Annotated in this window: 3 protein-coding genes and 1 pseudogene; 2 read left to right on the top strand and 2 right to left on the bottom strand. The window is 66.3% G+C overall.

What is annotated here, in order from left to right:
* Positions 1-709: AMP-binding protein (locus CQY20_RS30560; protein ID WP_165789316.1), on the bottom strand; the 709-nt coding region annotated here is incomplete at its 3' end.
* Positions 710-936: 227 nt separating this feature from the next.
* Here CQY20_RS30560 and pks2 (CQY20_RS30555) point away from each other — a divergent pair.
* Positions 937-7,218, top strand: a pseudogene (pks2, locus tag CQY20_RS30555) (sulfolipid-1 biosynthesis phthioceranic/hydroxyphthioceranic acid synthase); the annotation flags it as partial.
* Positions 7,219-8,852: 1,634 nt separating this feature from the next.
* Here pks2 (CQY20_RS30555) and pks2 (CQY20_RS30550) read toward each other — a convergent pair.
* A complete protein-coding gene (pks2, locus tag CQY20_RS30550; protein ID WP_097944590.1) occupies positions 8,853-15,185 on the bottom strand; it encodes a sulfolipid-1 biosynthesis phthioceranic/hydroxyphthioceranic acid synthase in 6,333 nt (2,110 codons plus the stop codon).
* A 130-nt stretch (positions 15,186-15,315) separates the two neighbouring features.
* Here pks2 (CQY20_RS30550) and CQY20_RS30545 point away from each other — a divergent pair.
* Positions 15,316-16,030, top strand: a 715-nt coding sequence (locus CQY20_RS30545) for an AMP-binding protein (protein WP_165789315.1), incomplete at its 3' end; no start/stop codon positions are given.

Genomic DNA, 16,030 nt, shown 5'->3' with positions numbered 1-16,030 from the left:
CGTGTTGACCCAACAACGGCGGCGCGCAAACCCCGAGCACCAAACCCATGTCGTGATAGAAGGGCAACCACGAGACAAAAGTGGTCTCCGGCGGTACTGCGCCCCCGGTGCGCCGAAAGTAGGCCGCCAGAAGCTGTTTGAAATTGGCTCGGAGGTTCTTGTAGGAGACCATCACACCCGCCGGTTGACGGGTGGATCCCGACGTGTACTGCAAATAGGCAATTGGGGGATGCTCGGGCTCCTGACCACTGGATCGTGTCGGAGCATCCAGATTCAGCGAATCAATTTCGATGACTGACGCGGGGGCGAACTCTCCTGTCAGATGCGCGCGCACCGCGTCTCTGACAGCCGATGTGGTGAGCACCGCAGTGGGCCGCGCGTCGCGGATCACCGAATCGACCCGCTCGTCGCTGACCCCGCCCAGCGGAACCGAAAGCGGAACCGCGACAACGCCTGCCTGTAATGCACCCAGGAAGGCGACGATGTATTCCAGCGACTGCGGCACCAGTATCACGGCGCGGTCGCCGGGTGCCGCGCAGCTCTTCAGCTCATTCGCCAGGTTCAGCGTTCGCCGGTACAACTGCAGCCACGTCACGCTCTCGGGGACGCCGTTCCAGTCGTGCTCGTAGTCGACGAACGTGAACGCCATGTCATCAGGCTGCAAACTGGCGCGCTCGCGCACCAGAGCCGGTAACGAGGTTTCAGCCACCGGATGAGGTTAACGTGCCCGCGGCCCTCGCACCTCACCTAGGGACCAACTCAGGGGGAGGCGGATATCGCGCCGAATTATGCCTCGGCAAGCCATGATGCGAAGCAATACGGCAATTACTGACAGAACTTGGCAGCGAACCGCTTCCCGCGCGATTAGCGGCACCTGTTGGATAGCATTGGTGCGTGCCTGAACCGGAAACAAAGGTCTCAGCCCAAGCGGCTTCTTTGCCGAATGCGAACGCCATTCATGTCACTCCGGTCGCTGTAATTGGCATGGCGTGTCGGCTTCCGGGCAGTATCGATTCCCCCGAGCAATTGTGGGATGCGTTGCTGCGTGGCGAAGACTTGGTCACCGAGGTGCCACCGGACCGCTGGGACGCCGACGAGTATTACGACCCCGAACCAGGGACGCCTGGGCGGTCGGTGTCGAAGTGGGGTGCGTTCCTCGACGACGTCGCAGGCTTCGATGCCGAGTTCTTCGGGATCAACGATCGCGAGGCCACCGCGCTGGATCCCCAGCACCGTCTGCTTCTCGAGACTTCGTGGGAAGCCATGGAGCACGCCGGCCTGACTCCTGACCAGTTGAACGAGTCTTTGACCGGGGTGTTCGTGGGTCTGACGCACTACGACTACCAGCTCGTGACGGCCGGTTCCCACGCGATGGAGAAGCCGTACGGCTTTCAAGGAAACATCTTCAGCATGGCGTCCGGTCGGATCGCCTACGCCCTTGGGCTACGCGGTCCCGCGCTGACTGTGGACACCGCGTGCTCATCGAGCATGACGGCCGTGCACATGGCGTGCCGCAGCCTGAACGACGGCGAGTGCGACATGGCATTCGCGGGCGGCGCTTTCGTGATGCTGGATCCGCGCAAGTTCGTCGCTGGCACCGCCGAGGGCCACCTGTCTCCGACTGGACGCTGCCACGCCTTCGACGTCAACGCCGACGGATACGTCTGCGGCGAAGCCAGTGCCATGGTGCTCCTCAAGCGCTTGCCCGATGCGCAACGCGACGGTGACCGGATCCTGGCGGTGCTGCGTGGCACGGCCGCCAATCAAGACGGTCACACGGTGAACATCTCGACACCGTCGTCTGACGCGCAGACCGCGGTTTACCGCGCGGCGTTGCAGAATGCAGGTGTCGACCCGGCGACCATCGCCATGGTCGAGGCCCACGGCACCGGCACACCGGTGGGTGACCCCAGCGAATACGCAAGCCTGTCAGAGGTATACGGCATCGAAGGCCCGTGCGCCCTGGCATCGGTGAAGACCAACCTCGGCCATACCCAGTCGGCCGCAGGCGTTCTCGGACTGATCAAGGCGATCCTCGCCATCGATCACGGCACGGTCCCGCGCAACCTTCACTTCACCCGGCTGCCGGATGAACTCACCGGCATCGACACGCAACTGTTTGTGCCGCAGCAGAATACGCCATGGCCCACCAATGGTCATGCGCCGCGGCGGGCGGCGGTGTCGTCGTATGGGCTGTCGGGAACGAATGTTCACGCCATAGTGGAGGAACCGCCCCAGGCCGCCGAGGCAGATCGGCCGGCCGAGGCGACAGCGCCGGCCGCAGAACAACTGCTGTTCGTGCTGTCGTCCACCTCGGCCGAGGAGCTGCGACGCCACGCCGGGCGACTGGCCGATTGGATCGCTGCACACGAGGACGTCGACCTGCCGGACCTCGCCTACACCCTGGCGCGCCGCCGTGCCCGACGTCCGGTGCGTACGGCAGTCATCGCGAGCGACAGGCAGGAGCTCATTGCGGCGTTGCGTCAGATCGCCGAGAGTGGTACCGAAACGCCTCTTTCGACCGCCGTCGGACGAGACGATCGGGGACCGGTGTGGGTGTTCTCCGGGCAGGGGTCGCAGTGGCCGGCGATGGGTGCCCAGCTCCTCGCGACCGAACCGGTGTTCGCCGCAACGGTCGCGCAACTCGAGCCGATCATCGCCCGCGAGTCCGGGTTCTCGGTGACCGACGCAATGTGCGCACCGCAGACGGTCACCGGGATCGACAGGGTCCAGCCGACGCTGTTCACCATCCAGGTCGCTCTGGCGGCCACACTGGACGCGTACGGGGTGCGACCGGGCGCGGTGATCGGCCATTCGCTCGGCGAGGCCGCCGCGGCCGTCGTCGCGGGCGCGCTGTCACCCGAAGACGGCGCGCGTGTCATCTGCCGTCGCTCGAAGTTGATGACCCGCATCGCCGGTGCAGGTGCCATGGCATCGGTGGAATTGCCTGCCAAGCAAGTGCTTTCGGAATTGGCAGTCAACGAGATTAAGGACGTCGTGGTGGCGGTGGTGGCATCACCGCATTCCACGGTGATCGGCGGAGCCGCCGAGACGGTTCGCGAACTGGTGACGGCGTGGGAGCAGCGCGACGTGATGGCACGCGAGATCGCCGTGGATGTCGCATCGCATTCGCCTCAAGTCGAGCCGATCCTCGACGACCTGGCGACGGCACTGGCCGACCTGAACCCGATGGAGCCTCGGGTGCCCTATTACTCTGCGACGCAGTTCGATCCGCGTCAGCAGCCGATGTGCGACAGCGGCTATTGGGTTGACAATCTGCGCAACACGGTGCGGTTCAGCGGGGCGGTCCGGGCAGCCCTTGAGGACGGGTACCGCGTTTTCGCGGAGTTGGCGCCGCATCCGCTGCTGACGCACGCCGTCGAGCAGACGGCGCGCAGTCTCGACATGCCGCTGGCGACTTTGGCGAGCATGCGGCGGGAACAGGATCTGCCACACGGCATGCGCAGCCTGCTGTGTGACCTACACAGCGCAGGCGCCGCCGTCGACTTCTCCGTGCTTTACCCGGGCGGCCGTCTGGTGGACGCCCCGCTGCCGACCTGGACCCATCGCCGGCTGTGGATGGACGGCGAAGACCACAAAGCGTCGACACGAGGCGGAAGCACGGTGTCCGTGCATCCGCTACTGGGCCAGCACGTGCAGTTGCCGGAAGAGCCCGAACGCCATGTCTGGCAGGCCGAAATCGGCACCGGTGTGCTGCCGTGGCCGGCCGAGCACCGGGTCCGCGACGTGGCAGTGTTTCCCGGCGCGGCGTACTGCGAGATGGCGCTCGCGGCGGCCCGCGCGGTGCTGGGCACCGCTTCTGAGGTTCGCGACATCAGTTTCGAGCAGGCATTGATCCTGGATGAGCAGACCACGGTCAGCGCTTGGGGTTCGGTCTCATCGCCGGGTGTCATCGACTTCACTGTCCAGACAGATCAGGCCGGCGAACAGACGCGGCAGGCCACCGCGGTCCTCCACGCGGTAGAGCATGACCGGCCGCAGCCCCACAACACCTCTGCGCTGACCGCCGCGCATCCGCGACGCGTCGACGGCACAGAAGTGCGTGACCAGTTGGCCCAGCGCGGTGTTGAGTACGGTGCGGCCTTCAGTGGTCTCGGCGCCGTCCACATCGGTGAGGGTGAGAACGCAACCATCCTGGCTGAGGTGGCGATCCCGCGGGATATCCGCGCGCAGCAGGATCACTACGAGATCCATCCGGCGCTGTTGGATGCGTGTTTCCAGGCCGTTGCCGCACATCCTTCCGTGCGGGCCCTGGGCGGGCAGGCGCTGGCATTGCCGTTAGGCGCGCGACGTCTGCGTAACTACGGCGGCGCCGACGGAGCGCAGTACTGCTTCGTGCGAGTGACCAACGCCGACGCCCGCGGGGTCGAGGCCGACCTGGATCTGCTCGACGAGCACGGATCGGTTTTGCTTGGGGTGCAGGGACTCCGCTTGGGCACGGCGGAATCGGAGCAGGACCGCAAGGATCGGGTACTGCGTGAGCGGCTGCTGACCGTCGAATGGCGGCTGCGACATCTGCCTGAGGTCACGCACGCCGACGCCGGCACTTGGCTGTTGATCAGCCTTGCCGACGACATGGGCGCAACCTCATTGACCGACGTGCTGAAAAAGCATGGTGCACAGTGCATCACGATGTGCTGGCCCCTGCACGGTGACATCGCCGCAAGCTCGGCCGAACTCCAAAAACATGTGCGGGAAAACGGAATCACCGGTGTTGTGATCCTCACGGGAGCGAAGAGTAGCGACTCCGAGGATCAGGGCCTGTTGGTGGGCCGTGGGTATGTCCAACACCTGGTTCGCATCACGCACGAATTGGCGGAGACCCCGACAACGCCTCGCGTCTACGTCGTGACCCGAAACGCCCACACCGTGGTCGAGGGGGACGTCGCTAATCTGGAGCAGGGCGGGCTGCGTGGCCTGACGCGGGTTATCGGCGTCGAATACCCGCAATTGCGGCCAACCCAAATCGATCTCGACCAATCGACCGATTTCGAGCAGGTGGCCCACCAGTTGCTCAGTGGGTCCGACGAGGACGAGACCGCTTGGCGCAACGGCGAATGGTATACCGCGCGCCTGTTCCCCACGCCGCTGCGGCCCGAAGAGCGGCATACGGCCGTCGCCGACCACGAGCGCGACGGCATGCGCCTGAAGATCCGCACTCCCGGCGACCTCGAAACCTTGGAACTCGTTGCCTGCGACAGGATTCCACCGGGACCGGGACAGATCGAGGTCGCGGTCAGCGCGTCGAGCATCAACTTCGCCGATGTCATGGTCGCCTTCGGCCGCTACCCCGCCTTCGAGGGGCGGCTACCGGAGCTGGGCACCGATTTCGCCGGGGTGGTGACCGCGGTGGGACTCGGCGTGACCGACCACAAGGTGGGCGACCGTGTCGCCGGGTTGTGCGCCGACGGCTGCTGGGGCACGTATCTCACCTGCGACGCGCGTCAGGCCGTCACGCTGCCCGACGGGCTTACCGAAGGGCAGGCCGCGGCGATCACCACCGCGCACGCGACGGCCTATCACGGCCTGCACGATCTCGCCAAGATCGCCGCCGGCGACAAGGTGCTGATTCACTCCGCGACAGGCGGCGTGGGGCAGGCCGCAATCGCCATCGCCCGCGCCGCGGGAGCCGAGATCTTCGCTACCGCGGGTAGTCCGCAGCGTCGGCAGTTGTTGCGCGACATGGGCATCGAGCAGGTGTACGACTCACGGAGCATCGAGTTCGCCGACCAGATTCGCCGTGACACGGCGGGATACGGCGTCGACATCGTCCTCAACTCGGTTACCGGCGCCGGCCAACGCGCGGGCGTCGAACTGCTGGCGCATGGTGGCAGGTTCGTCGAAATCGGCAAGCGCGACATCTACGGTGACACGCGGTTGGGTCTGTTTCCGTTCCGGCGCAACCTCGCGTTCTACGGCGTCGACCTCGGCTTGCTGTCCTACGGGCAACCCGAGCGGTTCCGGGAGCTGCTGAACACGGTCTATCGCCTCACCGCCGACGGCGAGCTGCCGTTGCCGCAAAGCACGCACTACCCGCTGGCCGATGCCGCGACCGCGATCCGGTTGATGAGCGGTGCTCAGCACACCGGCAAACTCGTCCTCGATATTCCGCGCGAAGGGCGCAGCCGCGTGGTCGTTCCGCCGGCCAACGTGCCGATCTTCCGTGCCGACGGCGCCTACATCGTCACGGGCGGGCTCGGCGGCTTGGGATTGTTCCTTGCGGAGAAGATGGCGGCGGCGGGATGCGGGCGCATCGTCGTGTCCTCGCGTTCCCAGCCGACGCTGTCGACCCTGCAGACCCTGGAGCGGATGCGCGCGACGGGTGCCGACGTCGTGGTGGAGTGCGGCGACATCGCCCAACCCGAGACGGCGGCACGGCTGGTGGCCTTGGCGACGGCCACCGGGCTTGCGGTGCGCGGCGTGCTGCATCTGGCAGGAACCGTCGAGGACGCCACACTGGGCAACATCACCGACGAGCTGATCGAACGCAATTGGGCGCCCAAAGTTCACGGTGCATGGAATCTGCACTGCGCCACCGTCGAGCAGCCGTTGGACTGGTTCTGCTCGTTCTCCTCGGCGGCCGCGCTGGTGGGCTCGCCCGGGCAGGGGGCTTACGCCGCGGCCAACAGCTGGCTGGACGCGTTCACCATGTGGCGGCGGGCCCAGGGCCTGCCTGCCATCGCGATCGCGTGGGGCGCATGGGGGGAGATCGGCCGCGGAACCGCGCTGGCCGAACTGACCGACGTGGCCATCGCGCCTGAGGAGGGCGGCTACGCGTTCGAAGCGTTGCTAAGGCACGACCGCGCCTACACCGGGTATGCGCCATTCATCGGCACACAGTGGTTGAGCTCCTTCGCCCAACGCACGCCCTTCGCCGAGGAGTTCCGCTCGGCCGAGCAAAACACCACCGGCACAAGGACATTGCGTGCGGAGCTTGACGAGCTGCCGCGGGACGAGTGGCCCATCCGATTGCGGCGGCTGATCTCCGGACAGGTCAGCCTGCTGCTGCGGCGCAGCATCGACCCCGACCACCCGTTGTCCGAATACGGGCTCGACTCGTTGGGCTCGTTGGAACTGCGCACGCGGATCGAGGCCGAAACCGGCATACGCATCACGCCCCGCGAAGTCGCCGCCACCACCACCATTCGCGATCTGGCCGACCTGCTCTGCGAAAAACTGGCGTCCACCCAACCCGCGGCTGCCGACGGCCCGGCGCCAAGCAGCGGTGTCGCGCCCGTCGCCACGCCCGCTTCCGCGCCGGCGTCGAGGTCCACCGTCGTGCCCGCTTCGCGGCCCACGTCCACTGCCACCCCAGCGGTCACCGCCCCGCCCGCCCAACAGGAAGTCTTGACGGCGACGGACGACTCCGCGCCCAATGGTGAAGAGCTGCAGGACAATCGACTCCAGCTGGCCGACCACGCCTTCTTCACCGCCCAGCACGCAACGGGCCAAGAGCAAGTCATGCAGGTGCTGTGGGTCTATGAGCACCCCATCGACTTCGACGGGCTGAGGCGCTTCCATCACAATCTCGCACGCGGGATGCTGGGCCGGCGCATCGAACGATCGCCGCTGCGGTTCGCCCGGCATCGGTGGGTGGCGGATCCAGGCCCCTCGGACATCGAGATCGCCCCCCATCCCCGTCCACGTACCGAACTGAGCGATTGGGCCGACGAACGCACGCAGATCACGACTGACCCTGAGTCGGGTTCGGGGTGGCATCTGGCCGTGCTGGCCCTCACGGACGGCTCGACCGCGGTCAGCCTGGTGGTTTCGCACTATCTCCTCGACGGCCTCGGCCTGGCCATGGCGATCGCCGAAGCGGTCATGGGCAACACCCGCGATCTCGGTCTCCCGCAACCACGTTCCCGCACACGGCTACGGGCGGCGGCAAAGGACGCCCGTGAGTTCACCCGGGATGTACCGGAGATCGCCCACGCGGTGGGCGCGGTGGTCAAACTGGCCCGCCAGCACCGACGCGATCTCGCCACGGCAGCGAAATCGTCCCGACGTGCCCGGCGTGAGGCCCGACGTGAACGTGTCGAGGCACCGGCAGCGAAAGCTGTCGCCGTCCGCGACGTCGACGACGACAAGCCCATTGTTGTGCCGGGTGTCACGATCTACATCGACGTGGTCGATTGGGATGCCCGCGCGAAAGCACTTGGCGGCACGAGTGACACACTCCTTGCCGGGGTCGCCGCCAAGCTCGCCGAGCGTCTCGGGCGCCGGCGTGCCAGCGATGGCGCCGTCACCTTGCAGCTCCCCAGGAGCGACCGCACCGACGACGACACACGTGCGATCGCGTTGTCGTTCGCGCGCGTCAGCATCGACCCGGCTCCGGTGACTACAGATCTGCGCGACCTTCGCGCCACGATGGACCAGGAGCTGCGAGCTCTTCGTGAGGCACCGGACACGTCGGCATACGACGTGATGCCCCCCGCCGCGATCGGCATCGTCTGGCTTACCCAACTGATGCCGAAGCGCGCGGTGAACCGATTGACGGACTTCATGTTCGGTGATCCCGACATGCCGGTGTTCTGTTCCAACCTCGGCGACTTCGGCATGCTGATGTGCCGTATCGACGGCACCGACGCCGAGTACGTCACCACCCGAGGCGCCAGCAATGTGACCCGGCAATGGCTCGAGCGGGCAGGCGGCCTCATGCATGTGCAGTCCGGGCGCGTCGGCGGCAAGCTGGGAATCAGCCTGGTCGCCTACCAACCGGGCGCTGCGAACACCAAGCCCGCGCTGCGCGACCTCATGACGCGAACACTGGCTGAGTTCAACCTGGCCGGCGAGATCCTCTGACGGATCGCCCTCGTCGGCAACAGATGTCAGCCGGCCTCGACGGGCGCCAGCCTCTCGGACACCAGCCTCTCGGACACCAGCGTCGCCAGATCACGGATGGACGTGGTGGCGATGTCGCCGGACGTCAGCCGGATGCCCGTTTCGGATTCCAAGCGCGTCCGCAACTCGAGCGCGACCAGAGAATCGACGCCGTATTCGGCCAGCGGCCGGTCCGGGTCGACTTTGCGGCGCAGGGCGAGACTGACCTGGTCGGAAATGAACCGACGCAGCCTCGTCGGCCGCTCGTCCGGCGGTAACAGCGTGAGTTCGGCGTGGAGTCTGCCTCTGCCCGTTGCGGTTTGGCCGGCAAGAAGCGCTTCGGTGAAGGGGCTGTTTTGCGACGAGGCCAGCGACGTCACGGATGTGGCCGGCGCGTAACCGATGCAACCGCGGTTGTGGCGCAGCAGCGTCTCGAATGCATAGGCGCCATCCTCGGGGTCGATGTGGCTGTCGCCGCCCGCAGAAGCATCGCGGCCGAACCTGCTCCAGGTGCCCCAGGCGATCGTCGTGGCAGGCAACCCTTGCGCACGGCGCCACGAGGTGAATGCGTCCAACCAACTATTGGCAGCGGCGTAAGCGCCCCGACCGGCAGAACCGACCAACGCCGCCGTCGAGGAGAAGGAACAGAACCAGTCCAGTGGCTGGCCGGTCGTGGCGAGATGCAGGTTCCACGCACCGTAAACCCTTGGTGCCCAAGAACGTTCGACGACGTCATCTGTGATATTCGACAGCGTGACGTCGTCGCTCACTGCGGCGAGATGCAGCACGCCGCGCACCGGAAGCCCGGTTGCGGTCGCGCTGGACGCCACCCGCTGCGCTGTATCGAGATCGGCAATATCACCGCGCTCGACCACTACGTCGGTGCCCGCGGACTGGATGCGTTCGACGACCTGCGTGGCCGCGGCCGTCGGCTCAGAACGCGAGCACAGGACGATCCGCCCGCAACCGGCCGCCGCCATCTTCTCCGCGAGGAAAAGCCCGAGATTCCCCAGACCGCCGGTGACGAGGTACGCCCCATCGCGTCGGAAGACCGGAACATCCGTCGGCGGCAGCACCACGCTGCTGCTCTCGTCGCGGTTGATGTCGAGGACGATGTTTCCGGTGTGCCGCCCCTCGGCCGTCGCCCGAAGGGCAGCGGCGGCGTCGGCGATCGGGTAGTGCGTGCTCTGCGGCATGGGCAACTCGCCGTCGGCGACCAACCGGTACACGGTGCGTAACAGTTCGCGAACCCGTTTCGGGTGGGTGCGAGACATCAGCGCAAGGTCGAGGCTGTGAAACGTCAGGTTGCGGCGCAACGCAGAAAGCTCCAGGCGGCCGTCGCGATGATGGTCGCCTTGACCGATTTCGACGAATCGTCCACCAGGGGCCAGGATTTCGATTCCCGCGCGTCGCGCTGCACCGGTCAGCGAGTTGAGCACAACGTCGACACCGGCGCCGCCGGTGTCTTGCTGGATCGCGTGTGCGAACTCGATGCTGGAGTCGTAGACGTGCTCGATCCCCACGTCACGCAACAACTGTCGACGTTCGTTGCTGTCCTCCGTTGCGAAGATCTCGGCGCCCGCGGCACGCGCCACGGCAATGGCCGCCAGTCCGACACCGCCCGTCGCGGAATGGATCAACACCTTCTCGCCCGACTCGATCCGCGCGAGATCACGCAGCCCGTACCACGCGGTGGCATACGCGGTGGTGACCGCGGCCGCCTGGCCGTCGGACAAACCGTCGGGCAGAGTCACGGCCGAATCCGCGGCGCAGGTGATGAAGGTGCGCCAACAACCGTCGGCGACGCCGCCGACGTGATCACCGACCTGATGCTCGGTGACGCCGGGCCCGACCGCGGTCACCACACCGGCGAAATCCATACCGAGCTGTGGTAGGTGACCGTCGATGCCGGGGGACTTGCCCGTGGCAGTCAACACATCTGCGACATTGACGCTCGACGCGCTGACCGCGACTTCGATCTGCCCGGCAGTCGGTGCGATGCGTTCGCAGCCAACCAGTTCCACCGACTCTGGCGCATCGGTGGCGCGGATCTGGACCCGCAAGCCGTCGCGCCCATGCTCGGCTACGGCGGTCCGGCGATCCTCCGGCCGCAGGGGAGACGGGCACAACCGTGCCGTGTACCAGGCGCCGCCTCGCCACGCGGTCTCGTCTTCTTCGGATCCGCTGACCAGTTGTTGGGCCAGCTGGCGAGGATCGGTCGCCTCGTCGACGTCGATATGGGTGGCGCGCAGGTGCGGATGCTCAGCGCCGACCACCCGCATCAAACCTCGGATGCCTGCTTGCTGCAGATTGGCCCTGTCGGACGGCACGACGGTCTGGGCACCGCGCGTCACTACGTAGAGGCGAGGCAATCCCGATTGGGCCTCCGGCAGGTCGCGGATGATGCGCAGAAGGTGCTGCACACACTCGCGCCCGGACTGGGGCGACTGCGCCTCTGGGCGGTCTCGCGGACCTGTCACGATCACCAGGCCGGCGTACACATCGGTCGCCAACCGCTCTTTCAACTCATCGGCGCTTGCGGTGAGGTCGCCGCCCTGCGGCGATCGCAGCGTCGCGCACTGCGCGCCAAGGTCTTTCAATGCCCCGGCCAGGGAATGCGTCAGTTCATCATCGTCGGTGGCGCTGACCAGGAGCCAGGTCCCGGCGTCGGCGTTGGAATGTTCGGGCAGTTTCGCCTGCCACCATTCGATCGCGAGCAACCGCTCGGCGAGCACTCGATCCCGTAGCTCCTCCGGCGACGCTCCTGCGGTGAATTGCGCACCCTGCGCGGTGAGGAGGACGGTCCCGTCTTCGCCGAGTAGCTCCATGTCCGCCTCGATGACGGCGGAGTCTGCTCGCGACACCCTCGACAGGCAATACCTCGCGTTGTTGGCCGCGCCATGCGCGCGTAGGCGCCGGACGGTCGACAGCAACGCCACGAAATTGCCTCCCAGAGCCGCGACGTCGGGATGCGCCGAGATGGCCTGAAGGCAGGCGTCCAGCAGCGCGGGATGCAGGACAAAACCTGCCATCTGAGAGCGGATTGGGCGCGGGATCGCCAGTTCGGCCAGCACCGTCGGGCCGTCGCCGGTACGGACGGCGGCCAGACCGGCGAAAGCCGGGCCGAACTTCAAACCTCGGTGCTGCAAACGATTACGCAGCTCAGCGCCGTCCGCACGGTGCGGATGCCCGGCGAGTAAGGCAGAGACGTCGTGCGCCGGTGGCCGTTCAGCCTCGGCGGCGTGGAGTGCCGCGGCGGCGTGCCGCACCGGCTCACCCTCGCGATGAGTTTCCACGGCGAACTCCGCGACGCCGCTCGGTGACACGGTCGCGGAAGCACTCACTGTGGTCTGCTCATCCAGGATCAACGACTGCTCGAAACGGATGTCGCGCACCTCGGCCGCCTCGCCGCAGACGGTGTGCGCAGCTGCCAATGCCATCTCACAGTAGGCCGCCTCGGGAAGCACTGCGGTGTCGTCAATCTGATGATCGGCGAGCCACGGTTGTGCGGCTGTGCCGATCACGGCTTCCCAGACATGACGTTCCGGTTCTTCGTGCAGGTGCACATGCGCGCCCAGCAGCGGGTGCACCTCGATGACGCTGTCGCCGCGGCGCTGAGATGTGCGATCTTCGCTGCTCAGCCACAGCCGACGATGCGTCCAGATCGGCAGCGGGGCATCCACCAACTGCCCGTCGGGAAGCAGCGCCGAGAAGTCAACGGCGGCACCGGCTTCGTAGAGATCAGCCATCAAGCCCCGCAGGCCGTGTTGCGGGGGGCGCTCACCAGGTATGGCGGCCAGAACGGCAAGGGGGGTGTCGAGATTGCGGGCAGTCGCTTCGATGGGCTCGGTCAACATCGGGTGCGGCGCAAGTTCGAGGAACACCCGGTAGCCGTCCTCGATGGCGGCTCGGACCGCCGCGGCGAAGCGTGCGGTCTTCCGCAGGTTGTCGACCCAATACCTGGTGTTGCACAAGGGCTGTTCGCGTGGGTCGAACTGGGTGACGGAGTAGAAGGGAACCCGGGGTTCCATCGGGTTCAGCTCTGCCAGCTCTGTTTTCAGCTCGTCGAGGATCGGGTCGACTTGAGGCGAATGCAGGGCGACGTCGGCGGCGATCTCGCGGGCAGCCACATCGCGCCGTTTCCAATTCGCGACCATGTCGTGAACGGTCTCAGCGGCGCCGCTGATCACCGTGGACTGTGGAGACGCCACGATCGCCACCGCGACATCCTTGGCTCGGCGCGCCGTCAACTCCGAAAGCACTTGTTTGGCAGGCATGTCCACCGATGCCATCGCGCCGGCGGTGTCGATGCGCGACATCAGCCGGGATCGGTGGCAGACGATCCGAACTCCGTCTTCCAAGGAGAGCGCACCCGCGACGACGGCGGCGGCGGTCTCGCTGACCGAGTGCCCGATCACCGCGCCAGGGCGCACCCCGTGCGCCTGCAGCGCCGCCGCCAGACCGACCTGCATGGCGAACAGCGTCGGCAGGGTCCGGTCGGTGTCGGTGACGATGTTCTGGGCGGCGATCGCATCGGTCACCGAGAACCCGGACTCGCGGGCGATCAGCGAGTCGACTCTTGCGACCGTATCCGCGAAAACGGGTTCGGTCTTCAACAGGTGCGCGCCCATCGCCGCCCACTGCGAGTTCGGCCCGGAGAACACCCATACCGGCCCGCGGTCGTCTTGTCCGACGGCGGTGTGATGCGGTGTGTCGGTATCGCCGTCGGCGATCTCCTGCAACGCCGCGGTGAGTTCCTGTGTATTGCTCGCGAGGACGCAGGCGCGTATCGGGCGGTGCGTGCGTCGACGCGCCAGGGTGTAGGCCAGATCCGGCAATGTCACGTCGTCGCGGGTCTTCACCCATTCCGCGAGTCGGCCCGCGCTGCGGCGGAGTGCGTCGGCGGAGGTCGACGAGAACGGGAACGGCAGGGGAGTGGTCGCCGGTTCGGTGCGCGCGCCGGCTTCACTGCGTCCGGCGGCGGTCGGCGCTTGCTCCAGGATCGCGTGAACGTTGGTTCCCGACGCTCCATATGACGACACCGCCGCCCGCCGCGGATGCCGGTCTTCGATGGGCCATTGCGTGCTCGTCTGCGGCACAAAGAGTTTGGTGTCGAGTCCGGCCAGCTTGTCTGGCAGACGGGTGAAATGCAGATTCGCTGGCACGACTCCGTGCCGAAGGGCGAGTACGGCTTTCATCAGCCCCACGACACCGGAGGCTGACTGGGTATCGCCGAGGTTGGTCTTCGCCGACGTCAGTGCGCAGGGGCTGTCGGTCCCGTATACCTCTGTCAGGCTTGTGTATTCGGCCACGTCACTAGCCGGGATGCCGGCGCCGTGCGCCTCCACCATGCCGACGCTGGCGGGCTCGACGCCGGCAGCGCTCAACGCCGATTGATAGACGGCCTTCTGCGCATTCGGAGACAGCGTTGCGGAACTCTCGGTGTGGCCGTCGTGGTTGGCCGCCGTGCCACGCACCGCAGCCAGGATCCGGTCGCCGTCGCGCTGCGCATCCGCGAGGCGTTTGAGCAAGACGACCGCAGCGGCTTCGCCGCAGACGTATCCGTCGGCGTTGGCGTCGAAGGCGTGACAGCGCCCGGTCGGAGACAAGTTGCCTTGCGCCGATTCGGCCAGAAACCTCTTCGGCTCCAGCATCACGAATGCCCCACCGGCGAACGCCAGATCACTCTCGCCGTCGTTCAGGCTGCGGCAGGCCATATGCACGGCGAGCAACCCAGAAGACGACAGGGCGTCCACCGTCAACGCGGGACCGCGAAGCCCCAGCGTACGGGCGATGCGCCCCGACGCCATGCCAAATGTGTTGCCTTGCAAGGCGTATGGCCCCTCCATGGCGGAAGAGTCGGCCGTCACCGACTGGTAGTCGTTGCGGGTGAGCCCCATGAACACCCCGGCCGGCGACCCGTTCAACTGGCCCGGTGTCAGGCCGGCGTGTTCCATGGCTTCCCAGGAGGTCTCGAGAAGCAGACGGTGCTGGGGATCCAGTGCAGTGGCCGCGCGCTCTTCGATGCCGAAGAATTCGGCATCGAAGCCTGCGACATCGTCGAGGAACGCGCCCCACTTCGACACCGAATGTCCAGGCACTCCCGGCTCGGGATCGTAGTATTCGTCGGCGTCCCACCGGTCAGGCGGAACTTCGGTGACTAAGTCAGTGCCGTGCTGCAGAACGTCCCACAGCCGGTCGGGGGAATCGATCCCCCCGGGGAGTCGGCAAGCCATGCCGATGATTGCAATCGGGGCAACCGATGTCGCGTCGAACGTGGCCGAAGCCGCTGGTGAAGCCGAGCGCTTTTGGCCAGCGTCGCCTGCCCCAATTGGACTCATTCCCCCTCCTCACAGCAACGATTTAGGAAAACTAATCCGTTGCCTGACTGGCGCCACCGCAGCTTATCCGACCCCGTAGAGACCGCATCGTTCATCGCTCTTTTGGCGTCGATGAGGTTAACCTCGTCCGGTGGTCGAAACATCCTTGACGGCAGTTCTGCGGGAGCGTGCGAGCCTCCAGCCCGATGACACGGCATTCACGTTCGTCGATTATGAGCAGGACTGGGACGGCGTGGCCGAAAGTGTGACCTGGCCGCAGTTGTACCGGCAGGTGTGCACCATTGCCGAACAGTTGAAATTGTCGCTGTCGCCGGGTGACCGCGCGGTGATATTGGCGCCCCAAGGATTGGATTACGTTCTCGCTTTCCTGGGTGCTTTACACGCCGGGGTGATCGCGGTTCCGCTTTCGGTTCCGCTCGGCGGGGTCAGCGACGAACGGGTCGATTCGGTCATCCGCGACGCCTCGCCGACCGCCGTGCTGACAACGTCCTCGGTCGTGAAGTCGGTGGCCTCATATTTTGAAACGGAAGGCGGGGAGTTCTCCGCGCCGTTGATTGAGATCGATTTGCTCAAACAGGAAACGCCGTCGCGGTCCGCTGGTGATGACCCCATTGAAGGCGCTATCGCCTATTTGCAGTACACGTCGGGATCCACCCGCAATCCCGCGGGTGTGATGATCACGCACGAGAATCTCCAAACGAATTACGAACAGTTGATCGCTGGCTATTTCGCAGACCGCGACGGCATCCCACCATTCGACAGCACCCTCGTCTCGTGGTTGCCGCTCTATCACGACATGGGACTCGTGCTCGGGGTCTGTGCGCCCATTCTGGGCGGATACAGTT

Origin of the sequence: Mycolicibacterium agri (genome assembly GCF_002553505.1) — a bacterium.
In the GTDB taxonomy this organism is placed as follows: domain Bacteria; phylum Actinomycetota; class Actinomycetes; order Mycobacteriales; family Mycobacteriaceae; genus Mycobacterium; species Mycobacterium agri.
The sequence above is the reverse complement of the archived record's forward strand: the minus strand, read 5'-3'. Positions and strand labels throughout refer to the sequence as shown.